The sequence below is a fragment of the Enterobacter hormaechei ATCC 49162 genome (genome assembly GCF_001875655.1).
In the GTDB taxonomy this organism is placed as follows: Bacteria; Pseudomonadota; Gammaproteobacteria; order Enterobacterales; family Enterobacteriaceae; genus Enterobacter; species Enterobacter hormaechei.
The window spans coordinates 897623-914231 of sequence record NZ_MKEQ01000001.1 but is presented as its reverse complement, the minus strand read 5'-3'; the positions used below and the strand labels follow the sequence as shown (position 1 = coordinate 914231).

The window sequence follows — 16609 nt, the reverse complement described above, 5'->3', positions numbered from 1 at the left end:
TGGAATGCGAGCGTCTGGTCGCGACAATTCATGTTCCCATCCGCAAGGATGAGAGGTTCAAAACGGTCGCAGAAGGTGCATTCGCCCTGGTAATAGTGTTACCATTACATCGCTTGCCGTAAACCCGCACTATTCTGAAATCGGCAGGTGCATGATGACGAACCAATTTGACGATTGTTGGTCAGATGGTTTCGTAATCTACTGTTTAATCACGATTATTTTCTTTGTATATGCTCTTATGTGTGGGGCATCACTGCAAATAAGGATATAAAATGCCTGTAATTACTCTTCCTGATGGCAGCCAACGCCATTTCGACCACGCTGTTAGCCCAATGGATGTTGCCCTGGATATCGGTCCTGGACTTGCAAAAGCAACCATTGCAGGCCGCGTAAACGGTGAGCTGGTAGACGCGTCCGATCTGATTGAAAGCGATGCAACGCTTGCGATCATCACCGCGAAAGACGAAGAAGGTCTGGAGATCATTCGTCACTCCTGCGCGCACCTGTTGGGTCATGCTATCAAGCAGCTGTGGCCAAACACCAAAATGGCGATCGGCCCGGTTATCGACAACGGTTTCTACTACGACGTTGACCTTGACCACACCCTGACCCAGGAAGATATCGACGCGCTCGAAAAACGTATGCATGAGCTCGCCGAAACTAACTATGATGTCATCAAGAAGAAAGTCAGCTGGCACGAAGCGCGTGAGACCTTCGTGAAGCGCGGCGAGAGCTACAAAGTCTCGATTCTGGATGAAAACATCGCTCATGATGACAAGCCAGGCTTGTACCATCACGAAGAATACGTCGACATGTGCCGTGGACCGCACGTGCCGAATATGCGCTTCTGTCATCACTTCAAACTGATGAAAATCGCAGGCGCTTACTGGCGTGGCGACAGCAACAACAAAATGTTGCAGCGTATCTATGGTACCGCGTGGGCCGATAAGAAAGCACTGAACGCGTACCTGCAACGCCTGGAAGAGGCGGCTAAGCGTGACCACCGTAAAATCGGTAAGCAGCTTGACCTGTATCATATGCAGGAAGAAGCGCCGGGGATGGTGTTCTGGCATAACGACGGCTGGACAATCTTCCGTGAACTGGAAACTTTTGTGCGCTCCAAGCTGAAAGAGTACCAGTATCAGGAAGTGAAAGGCCCGTTCATGATGGACCGTGTGCTGTGGGAAAAAACCGGCCACTGGGACAACTACAAAGATGCGATGTTCACCACCTCGTCTGAGAACCGTGAATACTGCATCAAGCCAATGAACTGCCCGGGTCATGTTCAGATCTTCAACCAGGGTCTGAAATCCTACCGCGATCTGCCGCTGCGTATGGCGGAGTTTGGTAGCTGCCACCGTAACGAACCATCAGGTGCGCTGCACGGTCTGATGCGTGTTCGTGGCTTTACCCAGGATGATGCGCATATCTTCTGTACTGAAGATCAGGTTCGTGATGAAGTTAACGCCTGCATTCGTATGGTCTACGATATGTACAGCACCTTTGGCTTCGAGAAGATCGTGGTCAAACTCTCAACGCGTCCGGAAAAACGTATCGGCAGCGATGAGACATGGGATCGCGCAGAAGCGGATCTCGCCGTGGCGCTGGAAGAGAACGGGATTCCGTTCGAATATCAGCTGGGCGAGGGCGCATTCTACGGTCCGAAAATTGAATTTACCCTGTATGACTGCCTCGATCGCGCATGGCAGTGCGGAACGGTACAGCTGGACTTCTCCCTGCCGCAGCGTTTAAGCGCCTCTTATGTTGGCGAAGACAACGAGCGTCAGGTGCCGGTTATGATTCACCGTGCGATTCTCGGTTCCCTGGAGCGCTTCATTGGCATCCTGACCGAAGAGTTCGCGGGCTTCTTCCCAACCTGGCTTGCGCCAGTGCAGGTAGTCGTGATGAACATTACCGATTCTCAGGCGGATTACGTTAAAGAATTGACGCAGAAACTACAAAATGCGGGCATTCGCGTAAAAGCAGACTTGAGAAATGAGAAGATTGGCTTTAAAATCCGCGAGCACACTTTACGTCGTGTCCCGTATATGTTGGTCTGTGGTGATAAAGAGGTGGAAGCAGGCAAAGTTGCCGTTCGCACCCGCCGTGGTAAAGACCTGGGAAGCCTGGACGTAAGTGAAGTGATTGAGAAGCTGCAACAAGAGATTCGCAGCCGCAGTCTTCAACAACTGGAGGAATAAGGTATTAAAGGCGGAAAACGAGTTCAAACGGCACGTCCGAATCGTATCAATGGCGAGATTCGCGCCCAGGAAGTTCGCTTAACAGGTCTGGAAGGCGAGCAGCTGGGGATTGTGAGTCTGAGAGAAGCGATCGAAAAGGCTGAAGAAGCTGGAGTAGATTTAGTTGAAATCAGCCCTAACGCCGAACCGCCAGTTTGTCGTATCATGGACTACGGCAAGTTCCTTTATGAAAAGAGTAAGTCTTCTAAGGAACAGAAGAAGAAGCAAAAAGTTATCCAGGTTAAGGAAATCAAATTCCGTCCTGGTACCGACGATGGCGATTATCAGGTAAAACTCCGCAGCCTGATTCGCTTTCTGGAAGATGGCGATAAGGCCAAGATCACGCTGCGTTTCCGCGGTCGTGAGATGGCCCACCAACAGATTGGTATGGAAGTGCTTAACCGCGTCCGTGACGATCTGAGTGAACTGGCAGTAGTCGAATCCTTCCCTACGAAGATCGAAGGCCGCCAGATGATCATGGTGCTCGCTCCTAAGAAGAAACAGTAAGGCCTTCAAGCAGCAAAATCTGTGGAGCCTTCGGGCCCCATAGGTTTTGTTCGCCTATGTTTCGTTTATTTAACAATGCGAAGTGGAAGTTATTAAAATGCCAAAAATTAAGACCGTACGCGGTGCTGCTAAGCGCTTCAAAAAAACCGGTAAAGGTGGTTTTAAGCACAAGCACGCTAACCTGCGTCACATTCTGACTAAGAAAGCTACCAAGCGTAAACGTCACCTGCGTCCAAAAGCCATGGTTTCTAAAGGCGATCTGGGCCTGGTCATCGCGTGCCTGCCGTACGCATAAGTCGTTAACGTTTAACTTTTTTAACTTAGAATAGATACAGGAGAGCACACATGGCTCGCGTAAAACGTGGTGTAATTGCACGTGCACGTCACAAGAAAATTTTGAAACAAGCTAAAGGCTACTACGGTGCGCGTTCACGCGTATACCGCGTTGCCTTCCAGGCTGTTATCAAAGCAGGTCAGTACGCTTACCGTGACCGTCGTCAGCGTAAGCGTCAGTTCCGTCAACTGTGGATTGCGCGTATCAACGCAGCAGCACGTCAGAACGGTATTTCTTACAGCAAATTCATCAACGGCCTGAAAAAAGCCTCTGTTGAAATCGACCGTAAGATCCTGGCTGACATCGCAGTATTCGACAAAGTAGCGTTCACCGCTCTGGTCGAAAAAGCGAAAGCAGCACTGGCATAAGCCAGTTGAGAGAGGGGGCTTTGCCTCCTCTTTTCATTTAACACCATCAGAAGATTGACATTTATCCGTCCAGGCTTTTCAATAAGGTCTTAACGGTTTTTACCCTACAAGGTAACGCAAGCATGAATGCTGCTATTTTCCGCTTCTTCTTTTACTTTAGCACCTGACTTCAGGAGGCTAGCGCGTGAAAGATGAAACGAAAAACAGCGCCAGATAAGCCTCCCGATGGAGGCTTTTTTTGTGCCTGAATTTGAGAGAATACGTCCAACAATTCGGTGTCTGCACCGACATAATGAGGAAAACCATGTCACATCTCGCAGAGCTGGTTGCCAGTGCAACGGCCGCCATTAACCAGGCCTCAGATGTTGCCGCGTTAGACAATGTCCGCGTCGAATATCTGGGCAAGAAAGGGCACCTGACCCTTCAGATGACAACCCTGCGTGAACTGCCAGCAGAGGAGCGCCCGGCAGCCGGTGCAGTGATTAACGAAGCCAAAGAGCAGGTACAGCAGGCGCTGAATGCGCGTAAAGCCGAGCTGGAAAGCGCAGTACTGAATGCGCGTCTGGCGGCAGAAACGATTGACGTTTCTCTGCCGGGTCGTCGTATTGAAAACGGCGGTCTGCATCCGGTTACCCGTACTATCGATCGTATTGAAAGTTTCTTCGGTGAGCTCGGCTTTACCGTGGCGACTGGCCCGGAAATTGAAGATGACTACCACAACTTCGATGCCCTGAACATTCCTGGCCATCATCCGGCACGTGCTGACCACGACACTTTCTGGTTCGACGCCACCCGTCTGCTGCGTACTCAGACTTCCGGCGTTCAGATCCGTACCATGAAGGATCAGGCTCCGCCGATCCGCATCATCGCGCCGGGTCGCGTATACCGTAACGATTACGATCAGACCCACACCCCAATGTTCCACCAGATGGAAGGTTTGATTGTTGATAAAAACATCAGCTTCACCAACCTGAAAGGCACGCTGCACGATTTCCTGAATAACTTCTTTGAGGAAGATTTGCAGGTTCGTTTCCGTCCGTCCTACTTCCCGTTCACCGAGCCGTCTGCGGAAGTTGACGTGATGGGTAAAAACGGCAAATGGCTGGAAGTGCTGGGCTGCGGCATGGTGCATCCAAACGTACTGCGCAACGTGGGTATCGATCCGGAAGTGTACTCTGGTTTTGCGTTCGGTATGGGCATGGAGCGTCTGACCATGCTGCGCTACGGCGTAACCGATTTACGTGCGTTCTTCGAAAACGATCTGCGTTTCCTCAAACAGTTTAAATAAGGGCAGGACAGAACAATGAAATTCAGTGAACTGTGGTTACGCGAATGGGTTAACACCACGCTGGACAGCGAAGCGCTTTCCAACCAGATCACCATGGCGGGCCTGGAAGTTGATGGCGTGGATCCTGTTTCTGGCGCCTTCACCGGCGTTGTGGTGGGTGAAGTGGTGGAGTGCGGTCAGCACCCTAACGCTGACAAACTGCGCGTAACAAAAGTCAACGTGGGCGGTGACCGTCTGCTGGATATCGTCTGCGGTGCGCCAAACTGCCGTCAGGGCCTGAAAGTGGCCGTGGCGACCGTCGGTGCGGTACTGCCGGGCGATTTCAAAATCAAAGCGGCCAAACTGCGCGGCGAGCCGTCTGAAGGCATGCTGTGCTCCTTCTCCGAGCTGGGTATTTCCGACGATCACTCCGGCATTATTGAACTGCCGCAGGATGCACCTATCGGTACCGATATTCGTGAATACCTGAAGCTGGATGACAACACTATCGAAATCAGCGTCACGCCAAACCGTGCTGACTGCTTAGGCATCATCGGTGTGGCCCGCGACGTTGCCGTGCTGAACCAGACCGAACTGAACGTGCCGGAGATTGCTCCGGTTGAGGCGACCATCAGTGACGTGCTGCCGATTCAGGTCGACGCGCCTGAGGCCTGCCCACGCTACCTCGGTCGTGTGGTGAAAGGCATCAACGTTAAAGCGCCAACCCCGCTGTGGATGAAAGAGAAGCTGCGTCGTTGCGGTATCCGTTCTATCGACGCCGTGGTTGACGTCACCAACTACGTTCTGCTGGAGCTGGGCCAGCCAATGCACGCTTTCGATAAAAATCGTATCGAAGGCGGTATTGTGGTGCGCATGGCGAAAGAGGGCGAAACCCTGGTGCTGCTGGACGGCAGCGAAGCGAAACTGAGCGCCGACACCCTGGTGATTGCCGATCACAACAAAGCGCTGGCGATGGGCGGTATCTTCGGCGGCGAACACTCTGGCGTCAACGACGAGACGCAAAACGTTCTGCTGGAATGCGCATTCTTCAGCCCGCTCTCCATCACCGGTCGCGCACGCCGTCACGGTCTGCACACTGACGCCTCTCACCGCTACGAGCGTGGTGTGGATCCTGCGTTGCAATACAAAGCGATGGAGCGTGCGACGCGTCTGCTGATCGACATCTGCGGCGGCGAAGCGGGTCCGGTTATCGATGTGACCAGCGAAGCGACGCTGCCGAAGCGTGCAACCATTACCCTGCGCCGCAGCAAGCTGGATCGTCTGATAGGTCACCACGTTGCCGATGCGCAGGTGACTGACATTCTGACGCGTCTGGGCTGCGAAGTGACTGAAGGCCAGGACGAGTGGAAAGCCGTTGCGCCATCCTGGCGTTTCGATATGGAGATCGAAGAAGATCTGGTGGAAGAAGTGGCCCGCGTTTACGGCTACAACAACATCCCTGACGAGCCGGTACAGGCGGGTCTGGTGATGGGTAGCCATCGCGAAGCCGATCTGTCGCTGAAGCGTGTGAAAACCATGCTGAACGATAAAGGCTACCAGGAAGTGATCACCTACAGCTTCGTTGATCCTAAGCTGCAACAGCTGATCCACCCGGGTCAGGAAGCACTGATCCTGCCAAGCCCGATTTCCAGCGAGATGTCAGCAATGCGTCTGTCCCTGTGGACGGGACTGCTGGGCACTATCGTTTATAACCAGAACCGTCAGCAAAACCGCGTACGTATTTTCGAAAGCGGTTTGCGCTTTGTACCGGATACTCAGGCGAATTTAGGCATCCGTCAGGATCTCATGCTGGCTGGCGCCATCAGCGGTAACCGCTATGAAGAGCACTGGGACCTGGCAAAAGGGACGGTTGATTTCTACGATATGAAGGGCGATCTGGAAGCGATTCTCGATCTGACCGGTAAATTATCCGAAATTGAATTCCGCGCAGAAGCGATTCCAGCCCTGCATCCGGGCCAGAGTGCGGCGATTTATTTAGACGGCAAACGCGTTGGTTTCATTGGGGTTGTTCACCCGGAGCTGGAACGTAAGCTGGATCTGAATGGCCGTACCATCGTATTCGAGCTGGAGTGGAACCCGGTTGCAGACCGCGTCATTCCTCAGGCGCAGGACGTCTCACGCTTCCCGGCAAACCGCCGTGATATCGCGGTTGTGGTCGCTGAAAATGTGCCCGCAGCAGATATTTTGGCCGAATGTAAGAAAGTTGGCGTAAATCAGGTAGTTGGCGTAAACTTATTTGACGTGTACCGCGGCAAGGGCGTAGCAGAAGGTTTCAAGAGCCTCGCTATTAGCCTTATCCTTCAGGATACCAGCCGTACACTCGAAGAAGAGGAGATTGCCGCTACCGTCGCCAAATGTGTAGAGGCATTAAAAGAGCGATTCCAGGCATCATTGAGGGATTGAACCTATGGCGCTTACAAAAGCTGAAATGTCAGAATATCTGTTTGATAAGCTTGGGCTTAGCAAACGGGATGCCAAAGAGCTGGTAGAGCTGTTTTTCGAAGAGATCCGTCGTGCTCTGGAAAATGGTGAGCAGGTAAAACTCTCCGGCTTTGGCAATTTTGATTTGCGAGACAAAAACCAACGTCCGGGCCGTAACCCGAAGACGGGGGAAGATATTCCCATTACAGCCCGCCGCGTGGTGACCTTCAGACCCGGACAGAAGTTAAAAAGCCGTGTCGAAAACGCAACGCCCAAAGCAGAGTAATATGAACTAACTAAAAAGGCCGCTCACGCGGCCTTTTTTCTTTGCGCTAGTTGCTAAACCCGCCGTAAAATCAATGATATCTCAACCGGATAACCTATCGTCTATGCTTGATTTTGCCCGCCGCCAGCACCGCTCCGATCTCCGCCGCCTGTGTCTGCTCGGGGTGCTGTTGATTGTCGCCACCACGGTCAGCCTGTGTGCGGGCGAGCGGTGGCTCGGGCCGGAAAGTTGGTTTACGCCTGAAGGACAGCTGTTTGTCTGGCAGATCCGCCTGCCGCGGACGCTGGCTGTTCTTTTAGTCGGCGCTGCGCTGGCGCTGTGCGGCACCATCATGCAGGCATTGTTTGAAAACCCACTGGCGGAACCCGGGCTTCTCGGGGTGTCGAATGGCGCAGGCGTCGGGCTTATCGCCGCCGTGATGCTGGGGGGAGGCGAACTCTCCGCCTGGGGGATTAGCCTCAGCGCCATTCTTGGCGCGCTGTTGATCACCCTTATCCTCCTGCGCTTTGCGCGTCGCCACTTATCCACCAGTCGGCTGCTGCTTGCCGGGGTAGCGTTGGGGATCATCTGTAGTGCACTCATGACCTGGGCCGTCTACTTCTCCACCTCATTTGATTTGCGCCAGTTAATGTACTGGATGATGGGGGGATTTGGGGGCGTTGACTGGCGTCAGGGGTGGCTGATGATGCTCCTGATCCCGATCATTCTGTGGACGGCGTTCCAGGCGCAGCCGCTCAATATTCTCGCGCTGGGCGAAACGTCTGCTCGCCAGCTCGGAATGCCGATTGGATTCTGGCGTAACGTGCTGGTTATCGCTATTGGCTGGATGGTGGGTGTAAGCGTGGCGCTGGCGGGGGCGATTGGCTTTATTGGGCTGGTGATCCCGCATATGCTGCGCCTGTGCGGCATTACGGATCACCGAACCCTGCTCCCGGCCTCGGCGGTTGCCGGGGCGGCAACGCTGCTGATTGCCGATATCATCGCCCGACTCGCCCTGACGGCCGCTGAGTTACCCATAGGTGTGGTGACCGCAACGCTGGGCGCGCCGGTCTTTATCTGGCTACTATTAAAAGCTGGACGTTAATTACTATACCCTAAATAATTCGAGTTGCAGCCAACGCATCTGCAACTCGAAGTATGACGGGTATACCTGTAAGTCAACCTGAGGGAATGCTATGCAGTCTGATATTCTGAATACCGAAGTGACGACCATTGACGGCGAGAAAACCACGCTGGAAGGCTACAAGGGCAAGGTGCTGCTCATCGTGAACGCGGCGTCGAAATGTGGCCTGACGCCGCAGTATGAACAGCTGGAAAACATTCATAAAGCCTGGGAAAAAGACGGCTTTACCGTCCTCGGCTTCCCGTGCAACCAGTTCCTGGGCCAGGAGCCGGGCAGCGAAGAGGAGATTAAGACCTTTTGCAGCACAACCTATGGCGTGACGTTCCCGATGTTCAGCAAAATTGACGTGAACGGGGAAGACCGTCATCCGCTGTACGCCAAACTGGTGGCCGCGGCGCCGACCGCCGTTGCGCCTGAAGAGAGTGGTTTCTATGAGCGAATGGCGAGTAAAGGCCGCGCGCCGCTCTATCCGGACGATATTCTGTGGAACTTCGAAAAATTCCTGATTGGCCGTGACGGTCAGGTCGTGCAGCGTTTTTCGCCGGACATGACGCCTGAAGATCCTATCGTGATGGAATCTATCAAGCTGGCGCTGGCGAAATAATGACGCTGCTGATGCAGCTCACAGACGTTGCCGGGAAGGGACGTCTTGAGCCTGTCACCGCCGCGGTCAACGCCGGTGAAATCCTTCACCTGGTTGGGCCAAACGGAGCCGGAAAGAGCACACTGCTGGCGCGCATGGCGGGGCTGACCACCGGGGAAGGGGAGATTACCTTTCTCGGGCAATCGCTCGTCGACTGGCTACCCGCTACGCTCGCCTCCCGTCGAAGCTACCTGGTTCAGCAGCAGGTCCCGCCCTTTGCGATGCCCGTCTGGCACTACCTGACGCTGCATCTGCCTGATAAAAATCAGACGGGATTGCTTACTGAGGTTGCTGCGGCGCTCGGGTTAGACGATAAGCTTACCCGACAGGCGAGCCAGCTTTCCGGCGGCGAGTGGCAGCGCGTACGCCTGGCCGCCGTCATCCTTCAGATCCATCCGTCCGGAAATCCTCACGGGCGGTTGCTGCTGCTGGACGAGCCGATGAGCGGGCTGGACGTTGCCCAGCAGGCCGCGCTGGATACCCTGCTCAGCGCGCTCTGTCGCAAGGGCATAACCGTTGTGATGAGCAGCCATGATTTAAACCATACGTTGCGTCACGCGCATAGGGTGTGGTTGCTGGCGCGTGGCAAGCTGATTGCCAGCGGCACGCGTGACAGCGTGCTGACGGCCCCCAATCTTGCGAGTGCTTACCACATGTCGTTCCGGAGGCTGGATATTGAAGGCCACAAGATGCTTATTTCCACGGCGCAGGAATAACCTTTCTTGCACAGCCGCATAGATGCACGCTAAATTACCGAAAGAACAAAAAAAGCAGAGGATTCGTCTGAAATGCGATTCTGGTTTCTCCTTGTTGCGGCGCTCTTTCTTGCAGGATGCAGCAGCCATCGTGCACCTCCGCCCAACCCACGGCTTTCTGATTCCATTACGGTCATTGCCAGCCTGAACGATCAGCTCAGTAACTGGCGCGGCACCCCCTATCGCTACGGCGGCATGAGCCGGGGCGGGGTGGATTGCTCAGGGTTCGTGCTGATGACCTTCCGCGATAAATTTGACCTCCAGCTTCCGCGTGAAACGCGAATGCAGGCGGAAATCGGCACTGAAATCGATAAAGACGATCTCCTGCCGGGCGATCTGGTTTTCTTTAAAACAGGTTCTGGCGAAAGCGGCCTTCATGTAGGTATTTATGACACCGATAATCAGTTCATTCATGCCTCGACCAGCCGTGGCGTGATGCGCTCCTCTCTCGATAATGTTTACTGGCGGAAAAACTTCTGGCAGGCCAGACGTATTTAACCGCTGCATAAAGATGCAGTGCGAAGGGCCTGGCGGCGAAAATAGACGTCAGGCTTTTCTCATCGGTTGATTAAAGTAAAATTTTCGCCCAATTATTTATGTCGGCATGTGCCTGTTTTATCTAAAACTGGCTATTATTCAATAACCAGGATAAGATTATTTTAGATTCAGGGAAAAATCTGAAAATTAATACGGAAAGAATGAAATTAATCTTATTAAAATCAAGACAGTGGAATTGTGCCTGCAATTGCTTCAGGATGTTCTCTCTCATCTTTAATGCAGGACAAGCGCGATGATTATTACGCTAGATAATGCTTACCAGTCTGAACTTTTACTGCTTCCGGCGCGTGATAGTGCAGGTTTGCTTAAAGGTTTAGAGATTTTGGTTAACTTTACTGGCGTGGGTGCGGACGTACGGATCCCGACTGAACTGGTTATCCCACATCTTTCTTGGGAAGATGAATTAGTGCTGTTTAAGGAAAAACTGCAATTACTCGATACCTGTAAGCTATTTTTTATTCAGCATCAGTTAATTGCATGGATCAATATTACACCTGCAATTATTGAGTTTTTATTAACTAATGAGAACGCTGTTTCAATCCTTGAGCGTTATCCGTTTCTTGAGTTTACTGTTAATGAGAACTATCCAGGTTTAAATAACGGGAAAGACGATCCCGACCTGGCAAGAATGGCGATCCAATTCCCCTTAGTGCTGGCTAACTTTGGTGCAGGGGCTGCGTCCCTCAAACCGGTTTATGACGGTCTGTTCAAACGAGTGATCCTGGATAAAAACTTTATCCAGCAGCGCGTTTCGGCACTCTCCTTTGAGCCTTTTATGCGCGCCATTCTCTGGCAGATCGCGCCGCATTGTCAGTCGGTCATGGTTTCGGGCATTGACGATCATGGCATCTTACAACGCGTACTGCCCTTCAACTTTGGTGCAATGCAGGGAAGCCTGTGGCCTGCCGTTCCGGCAGAGCGGGTTACGACCCTCGTTCAGCAATAACCCCTTTCTTCGCCCGTGTTTACGTCCAGGGAAACCCTCTACACTTAAAGCAGGAGGACTTATGACCCTGTCTTTTACTGCCCACTGGCACGATGAATTACCCGGCTTTTACACCGCGCTTAAGCCAACGCCTTTACAGAACGCGCGTCTTATCTGGCATAACGAAGCGTTAGCGGATTCGCTTGGCATCCCTGCGACCCTTTTTCAGCCAGAAAAAGGCGCTGGCGTCTGGGGCGGTGAAACGCTGCTTCCGGGCATGAAGCCTCTGGCTCAGGTCTACAGCGGACATCAGTTTGGCGTCTGGGCGGGACAGCTCGGCGATGGTCGCGGCATTCTGCTGGGTGAACAGGTTCTGCCGAATGGCGAAACGCTCGACTGGCACCTGAAAGGAGCAGGACTGACCCCGTACTCACGCATGGGGGATGGCCGCGCGGTGCTGCGTTCAACCCTCCGTGAAAGCCTGGCTTCCGAGGCGATGCATGCGCTGGGGATCCCCACCTCACGCGCGCTCTCGATAGTCACCAGCGACACGCCGGTGGCCCGCGAGACGATGGAGCGAGGGGCAATGCTGATCCGCGTGGCGGAAAGCCATCTGCGTTTCGGCCATTTTGAACACTTCTACTATCGCCGCGAGCCGGATAAGGTCCGCCAGCTTGCCGATTACGCCCTTCGCCGTCACTGGCCACACCTGCAAAACGAACCGGACCGCTATGTTCTCTGGTTCCGCGATATTGTCGCGCGCACCGCCTCAATGATTGCCCGCTGGCAGGCCGTCGGCTTTGCGCACGGCGTGATGAATACCGACAACATGTCCCTGCTGGGGCTGACGTTTGACTATGGTCCGTACGGCTTCCTTGATGACTATCAGCCGGGTTACATCTGTAACCATTCGGACTATCAGGGACGTTACCGTTTCGACAACCAGCCCGCGGTGGGGCTGTGGAACCTTCAGCGGCTTGCGCAAAGCCTGTCGCCGTTTATCGACGTCGATGCCCTGAACGATGCGCTGGACAGCTATCAGGAAGTATTGCTGCGGGAATACGGTGTGTTAATGCGCAACAAGCTGGGGCTGATGACGCAGGAAAAAGGCGATAACGAACTGCTGAATGGGCTGTTTGCCATCATGGCGCGTGAAGGCAGCGACTATACCCGAACTTTCCGTATGCTGAGCCAGACCGCGCAGCAGAGCGCCTCGTCACCGCTGCGTGACGAATTCATTGACCGACAGGCGTTTGATGACTGGTTTGCCGCTTACCGGGCGCGTTTGCAGCAGGAACAGATTGATGATGATACCCGCCAGACGCAAATGAAGGCGGTTAACCCGGCGATGGTGTTGCGCAACTGGCTGGCGCAGCGGGCCATTGAGCAGGCAGAGCAGGGGGACTATACCGAGCTGCATCGGCTGCACATCGCCCTGCGCACGCCGTTTGCCGACCGGGAGGATGACTATGTCAGCCGTCCGCCGGACTGGGGCAAGCGGCTGGAAGTAAGCTGCTCAAGCTAAGGGGCAAGAAAAACCTGCGGCGCAGCGTGCGCCGGATGTCTGCCGACGTGCACCTGCGCACCGTACCAGTGCGCCAGCGCGTCGGCCTGCAAAACCGTCTCCGGCATGCCCTGAGAAACTATTGCTCCGTTGTGTAACAGCAGGATCCGGTCCGACCATAACGCGGCGAGATTGAGATCGTGTAGCACCACGCAGACGTGAAGATGGCCCTGACGGGTCAGCGATTTCAACAGGCGCAGCAGATGCTGCTGGTGATAGAGATCCAGCGCAGAAGTGGGTTCGTCGAGAAACAGCCAGCCGCGCGGCGTGCCGTCACGCCATAGCTGCGCCAGCGCGCGGGCGAGCTGGACGCGCTGCTGCTCGCCGCCCGAGAGGGCATGCCAGGACCTGCCAGCCAGTGGCAGACAACCGGTCAGGTGCATCACCTCACGCACAATCGACGGTTCAGGTTGACGCGTCCAGGGCGCACGCCCCATTCCAACGATCTCCTCCACCAGCCAGTCAAATCCAGGCTGAGAATGCTGACGCATCACCGCCCGATAGCGGGACAGCGTCTCCGGATGCCATTCACTCAACGCTTTCCCCGCCAGCGAACAGCCGCCGCTGTCCGGTTTCAGGTAGCCGGTCAGCAGACGCAGCAGCGTGGATTTCCCCGCGCCGTTGGGGCCGATCAGCGTGACCAGCTCTCCCTGCGACAGTGACAGCGAGACGTTATCTGTCAGCGTGCGGCCAGACCGGGTAAAAGTAAGATTTTCAGCCGTATAACGTTCAGCCATGCTGTTCTCCACGACGAAAGATGAGCCATAAGAACCAGGGGGCACCAAGGATACTGGTGAGCAGGCCGACCGGCATTTCTGCCGGGGCGACAAGGGTGCGCGCTACCGTATCCGCCACCAGCAGCAGTAAAGCGCCCGCGAGTATCGTGCCGGGGAGGGTTGCCCGGTGATCGGCGCCCAGCCACATGCGCACCAGGTGCGGCACCACGAGGCCGACAAAGCCAATCACGCCGCTGACGGCGACAGCCGCAGCGACCAGCAGGGCACTGCATAACAGTAATATTCGCTGTACAAGGGCAACGTCCACGCCAAGGTAATGCGCTTCCTCTTCACCCAGTTGCAGTAAATTTAACGCGCTGGTACAACGCCAGATCGCCAGAACGGCAGGCACCATCAGCGAGGTCACGGCTAACAGCGTTGACCACTGCGCCTGACCGAGACTTCCCATTCCCCAGAGTGAAAGCTGACGAAGCTGGGCGTCATTGCTGACCCACGAAAGCACACCCACTGCCGCACCGCACAGGGCATTGATGGCGATACCCACCAGCAACAGACGTGACAGAGAGGTGTCACGCTGTTTGCTGAGCAGGAAGATCACGCCTGTGGCTGCCAGCGCCCCAAGAAACGCCGCCAGCATAGGGGCGTAAAGCATTACCAGCGCGGGCAGCGAGAGCGGAAGCACCACCCACAGGGCGACGGCCAGCGCCGCACCGCTGCTGATCCCGAGCAGGCCCGGGTCGGCCAGCGGATTACGGAACAGCCCCTGCATGACGCAACCGGCGAGCGCCAGCGACCCGCCAATCACCAGCGCCAGCAGCACGCGGGGCAAACGGATGGTGAGCCAGATCTGGCGTAGCGTCTCATCGCTGCCGCTCCACAGCACGTTCACCGGCAGGCGTAACGCCCCAAAACCGGTAGCCATGAACGTCATGACGGTAAGCAACCCCGCCAGAAGCCATAACGATAGCGTGATGCGCCGGGACATCAGGGCAGTTGCTCCGCTCTGGCACGCAGCTGTTGTATGGCTTTCGGCGTGCGGACGCTGAAGCCCAGCAGGGCCATGTCATCAATAGCCAGCACCTGTTTGCGTCGTCCCGCAGGCGTTTGCGCCAGGCCGGGCAGTTTCCACAGATTTTCTTCGCCGCCCAGCGCGTTAAGGCCGTCCTGCGAAATCACCACCAGATCCGGCTGGCTGGCCATCACGCCCTCCTGCGAAAGCGGCTGATAGCGGGTAAAGCCCTGCATGGCGTTCTGCAACCCGGCGGCGCGTATTGCCGCATCCGCGCCGGTCTGTTGCCCGGCCGCCATTGCGGTCATTCCGCCGTGGCTGAGGATAAACAGCACCCGCTTGTTGAGCGGTGATGAGGGCAGTGCCGCCAGCGCCTGACGCAGCGAGCTGCGCAGGGTTTCCCCTTGCGCCTCATGATGCGTCGCCTGGGCTATCACCCGCACTTTTTCGTCAATCGCGCGCAGGTCAGGCGTGCCGGGAACGGTAACCACCCGGACGTGGCTCTGCTCAATCTGTTTCAGCGCCAGAGAAGGCTGCGCCTGGTCGCTTGCCAGCACCAGCGTCGGGCGCACGGACAAAATGCCTTCCGCGTTGAGCTGGCGGAGATACCCGACGTCAGGCAGCGCGTCTGTCGCCTGCGGCCACCGGCTGGTGCTGTCGCGCGCAACCAGAGAAGACTCCGCGCCGAGGGCGTAGACGATCTCCGTCACGTCGCCGCCGAGGGCGACGATTCTCTCCGGCGCGGCGACGGCGACCAGCGGCAGGGCGCAGAGCAGGGCAAACCAGTTTTTCATGCGGCCAGCCCTTCTGGCGTCAGGGCATCAATCTGCCGACGCCACTGGCTCTGCTCCGGTTCGCCTTCGGTACGCTGGCCGTAGAGCTGGGCGATTTGGGTGCCATCCGCCGCAAACAATTCCAGGCTGGTAACGTGTCCGTCCGCTGTTGGCTTACGCGTTACCCACGTCTCCGCGATAGTCTCCTCCAGCAGATGCAGGGTAAAGGTGGCGTTGAAGATGTTCAGCCAGCCCTTCATGGGCGTCAGTTTTTCCACCACACCGGTGAAGATCTGCACGCAGCCGCGGTTGCCGACGAAGATCATGATTTCGTTTCCATCCTGTCGTGCCGTCTCCAGCAGCTGTGCCAGCGCGCTGTTATCCACCTTACAGGCCAGATCGTCACTCACCAGACGAAACGCCTGCTGGCGGCTCAGGTTATGGCGTTTTAATAAGCTGAAGAACTGATGTACGTCGGTCATGGCGCGCCACTCTTTCTCCACCGAGCCTGCATCAGCACCGTCGGAATGCGCAGGGGCATCGACTGCCTTCAGCGCCAGAGCGGGGTTATCGGCTATGATAAAACGGGTCAGCACGTCGCCCCAGGCGGCGACATCGGTGCGATCCGTGGTGTAGACCTTCAGTACCGCGTCGCCCTGATGATCGAAGAACTGAATGCTCTGACGTTCGCCGCGGGAGGTCGTTTCACTCATGTGAAACGCGCTCGCCCACTGGTTGAGGAATAAACGCAAATCCAGCGCGCGCGGATTCAGCACCAGCCCGGCATGGCCGCCGAGGTGCTGGTGAGTAAACGCCCCGACCTGTTCGTGAACGGCGTAGTCGTTACGGCAGATGCATTTAGTTTCCCCCACGGACTCCAGCGCTGCCAGAATCTCGCGGATTTCACCGCGCAGCCGCCAGGCGTCGTGGCCAACGCGCGCAAATGCCAGCTCTGCTTCACTGATGTGCATTAATCCGGCGATATCCCGGGCGTACTTACCCGGATGTTGCTCTCTAAGCTCAAGCCAGCGTGTGTAGTGACCCATAATCTTATCCTTCTGAATCGTTGCCCCGAAGG

At 55.7% G+C, this 16609-nt stretch carries 18 protein-coding genes and 1 other annotated feature; of the genes, 14 read left to right on the top strand and 4 right to left on the bottom strand.

Annotation, left to right across the window (positions count from 1 at the left end; genetic code table 11):
- The first annotated feature begins 272 nt into the window (after positions 1-272).
- From thrS to selO, 14 genes are all read left to right on the top strand, one after another.
- Complete coding sequence (gene thrS / locus BH712_RS04550) at positions 273-2201, top strand: threonine--tRNA ligase (protein ID WP_006809077.1); 1929 nt, start codon at positions 273-275, stop codon at positions 2199-2201.
- A 3-nt stretch (positions 2202-2204) separates the two neighbouring features.
- On the top strand, positions 2205-2747 hold the full coding sequence (gene infC / locus BH712_RS04545; RefSeq protein WP_023616141.1) for a translation initiation factor IF-3: 543 nt from the start codon (positions 2205-2207) through the stop codon (positions 2745-2747).
- A gap of 97 nt (positions 2748-2844) precedes the next feature.
- Positions 2845-3042, top strand: coding sequence for a 50S ribosomal protein L35 (gene rpmI / locus BH712_RS04540; RefSeq protein WP_001124225.1), 198 nt, complete (start codon positions 2845-2847; stop codon positions 3040-3042).
- Positions 3043-3092: 50 nt separating this feature from the next.
- Complete coding sequence (gene rplT / locus BH712_RS04535; RefSeq protein WP_000124850.1) at positions 3093-3449, top strand: 50S ribosomal protein L20; 357 nt, start codon at positions 3093-3095, stop codon at positions 3447-3449.
- A 117-nt stretch (positions 3450-3566) separates the two neighbouring features.
- Positions 3567-3691, top strand: a sequence feature (Phe leader region).
- Positions 3572-3616: a pheST operon leader peptide PheM gene (pheM, locus tag BH712_RS24875; protein ID WP_001386830.1), complete on the top strand. Its 45-nt coding sequence runs from the start codon at positions 3572-3574 to the stop codon at positions 3614-3616. It overlaps the preceding feature by 45 nt.
- A 62-nt stretch (positions 3692-3753) precedes the next feature.
- Positions 3754-4737 (top strand): phenylalanine--tRNA ligase subunit alpha, encoded by a 984-nt coding sequence (gene pheS, locus BH712_RS04525; protein ID WP_029740434.1) that lies wholly within the window; start codon positions 3754-3756, stop codon positions 4735-4737.
- A 15-nt stretch (positions 4738-4752) separates the two neighbouring features.
- The gene (gene pheT, locus BH712_RS04520; protein WP_006809075.1) at positions 4753-7140 is read left to right on the top strand and encodes a phenylalanine--tRNA ligase subunit beta; all 2388 of its coding nucleotides are present in this window, start codon (positions 4753-4755) and stop codon (positions 7138-7140) included.
- 4 nt (positions 7141-7144) lie between these two features.
- On the top strand, positions 7145-7444 hold the full coding sequence (gene ihfA / locus BH712_RS04515) for an integration host factor subunit alpha (RefSeq protein WP_003857805.1): 300 nt from the start codon (positions 7145-7147) through the stop codon (positions 7442-7444).
- Positions 7445-7547: 103 nt separating this feature from the next.
- Positions 7548-8528 (top strand): vitamin B12 ABC transporter permease BtuC, encoded by a 981-nt coding sequence (gene btuC, locus BH712_RS04510; protein WP_006809074.1) that lies wholly within the window; start codon positions 7548-7550, stop codon positions 8526-8528.
- A 91-nt stretch (positions 8529-8619) separates the two neighbouring features.
- The gene (locus tag BH712_RS04505) at positions 8620-9171 is read left to right on the top strand and encodes a glutathione peroxidase (protein ID WP_006809073.1); all 552 of its coding nucleotides are present in this window, start codon (positions 8620-8622) and stop codon (positions 9169-9171) included.
- Positions 9171-9926 carry a vitamin B12 ABC transporter ATP-binding protein BtuD gene (gene btuD, locus BH712_RS04500; protein ID WP_006809072.1) on the top strand — a complete coding sequence of 252 codons (756 nt, stop codon included), beginning with the start codon at positions 9171-9173 and terminating at the stop codon, positions 9924-9926. Before BH712_RS04505 ends, btuD begins: the two co-directional genes overlap by 1 nt.
- Positions 9927-9998: 72 nt before the next feature.
- Positions 9999-10463, top strand: coding sequence for an NlpC/P60 family protein (locus BH712_RS04495; protein WP_006809071.1), 465 nt, complete (start codon positions 9999-10001; stop codon positions 10461-10463).
- 292 nt (positions 10464-10755) lie between these two features.
- On the top strand, positions 10756-11469 hold the full coding sequence (locus BH712_RS04490) for an EAL domain-containing protein (protein ID WP_006809069.1): 714 nt from the start codon (positions 10756-10758) through the stop codon (positions 11467-11469).
- 61 nt (positions 11470-11530) lie between these two features.
- On the top strand, positions 11531-12973 hold the full coding sequence (selO, locus tag BH712_RS04485) for a protein adenylyltransferase SelO (RefSeq protein WP_006809068.1): 1443 nt from the start codon (positions 11531-11533) through the stop codon (positions 12971-12973).
- Here selO and BH712_RS04480 read toward each other — a convergent pair.
- From BH712_RS04480 to chuS, 4 genes are read right to left on the bottom strand one after another with little or no spacing between them, the layout of a single operon-like run.
- Positions 12970-13749: a heme ABC transporter ATP-binding protein gene (locus tag BH712_RS04480; RefSeq protein ID WP_006809067.1), complete on the bottom strand. Its 780-nt coding sequence runs from the start codon at positions 13747-13749 to the stop codon at positions 12970-12972. The genes selO and BH712_RS04480 overlap by 4 nt on opposite strands.
- The gene (locus BH712_RS04475; RefSeq protein ID WP_006809066.1) at positions 13742-14734 is read right to left on the bottom strand and encodes a FecCD family ABC transporter permease; all 993 of its coding nucleotides are present in this window, start codon (positions 14732-14734) and stop codon (positions 13742-13744) included. Before BH712_RS04475 ends, BH712_RS04480 begins: the two co-directional genes overlap by 8 nt.
- Positions 14734-15552: a heme/hemin ABC transporter substrate-binding protein gene (locus BH712_RS04470; protein ID WP_006809065.1), complete on the bottom strand. Its 819-nt coding sequence runs from the start codon at positions 15550-15552 to the stop codon at positions 14734-14736. Before BH712_RS04470 ends, BH712_RS04475 begins: the two co-directional genes overlap by 1 nt.
- The gene (chuS, locus tag BH712_RS04465; protein ID WP_032673727.1) at positions 15549-16577 is read right to left on the bottom strand and encodes a hematinate-forming heme oxygenase ChuS; all 1029 of its coding nucleotides are present in this window, start codon (positions 16575-16577) and stop codon (positions 15549-15551) included. Before chuS ends, BH712_RS04470 begins: the two co-directional genes overlap by 4 nt.
- Between the last annotated feature and the right edge of the window lie 32 nt (positions 16578-16609).

What these genes read in the sequence shown, in the direction of transcription:
- thrS (WP_006809077.1), top strand. Translation starts at nt 273, where the DNA reads ATGCCTGTAATTACTCTTCCTGATGGCAGCCAACGCCATTTCGACCAC.
- rpmI (WP_001124225.1), top strand. Translation starts at nt 2,845, where the DNA reads ATGCCAAAAATTAAGACCGTACGCGGTGCTGCTAAGCGCTTCAAAAAA.
- rplT (WP_000124850.1), top strand. Translation starts at nt 3,093, where the DNA reads ATGGCTCGCGTAAAACGTGGTGTAATTGCACGTGCACGTCACAAGAAA.
- pheS (WP_029740434.1), top strand. Translation starts at nt 3,754, where the DNA reads ATGTCACATCTCGCAGAGCTGGTTGCCAGTGCAACGGCCGCCATTAAC.
- pheT (WP_006809075.1), top strand. Translation starts at nt 4,753, where the DNA reads ATGAAATTCAGTGAACTGTGGTTACGCGAATGGGTTAACACCACGCTG.
- ihfA (WP_003857805.1), top strand. Translation starts at nt 7,145, where the DNA reads ATGGCGCTTACAAAAGCTGAAATGTCAGAATATCTGTTTGATAAGCTT.
- btuC (WP_006809074.1), top strand. Translation starts at nt 7,548, where the DNA reads ATGCTTGATTTTGCCCGCCGCCAGCACCGCTCCGATCTCCGCCGCCTG.
- BH712_RS04505 (WP_006809073.1), top strand. Translation starts at nt 8,620, where the DNA reads ATGCAGTCTGATATTCTGAATACCGAAGTGACGACCATTGACGGCGAG.
- btuD (WP_006809072.1), top strand. Translation starts at nt 9,171, where the DNA reads ATGACGCTGCTGATGCAGCTCACAGACGTTGCCGGGAAGGGACGTCTT.
- BH712_RS04495 (WP_006809071.1), top strand. Translation starts at nt 9,999, where the DNA reads ATGCGATTCTGGTTTCTCCTTGTTGCGGCGCTCTTTCTTGCAGGATGC.
- BH712_RS04490 (WP_006809069.1), top strand. Translation starts at nt 10,756, where the DNA reads ATGATTATTACGCTAGATAATGCTTACCAGTCTGAACTTTTACTGCTT.
- selO (WP_006809068.1), top strand. Translation starts at nt 11,531, where the DNA reads ATGACCCTGTCTTTTACTGCCCACTGGCACGATGAATTACCCGGCTTT.
- BH712_RS04480 (WP_006809067.1), bottom strand. Translation starts at nt 13,749, where the DNA reads ATGGCTGAACGTTATACGGCTGAAAATCTTACTTTTACCCGGTCTGGC.
- BH712_RS04475 (WP_006809066.1), bottom strand. Translation starts at nt 14,734, where the DNA reads ATGTCCCGGCGCATCACGCTATCGTTATGGCTTCTGGCGGGGTTGCTT.
- BH712_RS04470 (WP_006809065.1), bottom strand. Translation starts at nt 15,552, where the DNA reads ATGAAAAACTGGTTTGCCCTGCTCTGCGCCCTGCCGCTGGTCGCCGTC.
- chuS (WP_032673727.1), bottom strand. Translation starts at nt 16,577, where the DNA reads ATGGGTCACTACACACGCTGGCTTGAGCTTAGAGAGCAACATCCGGGT.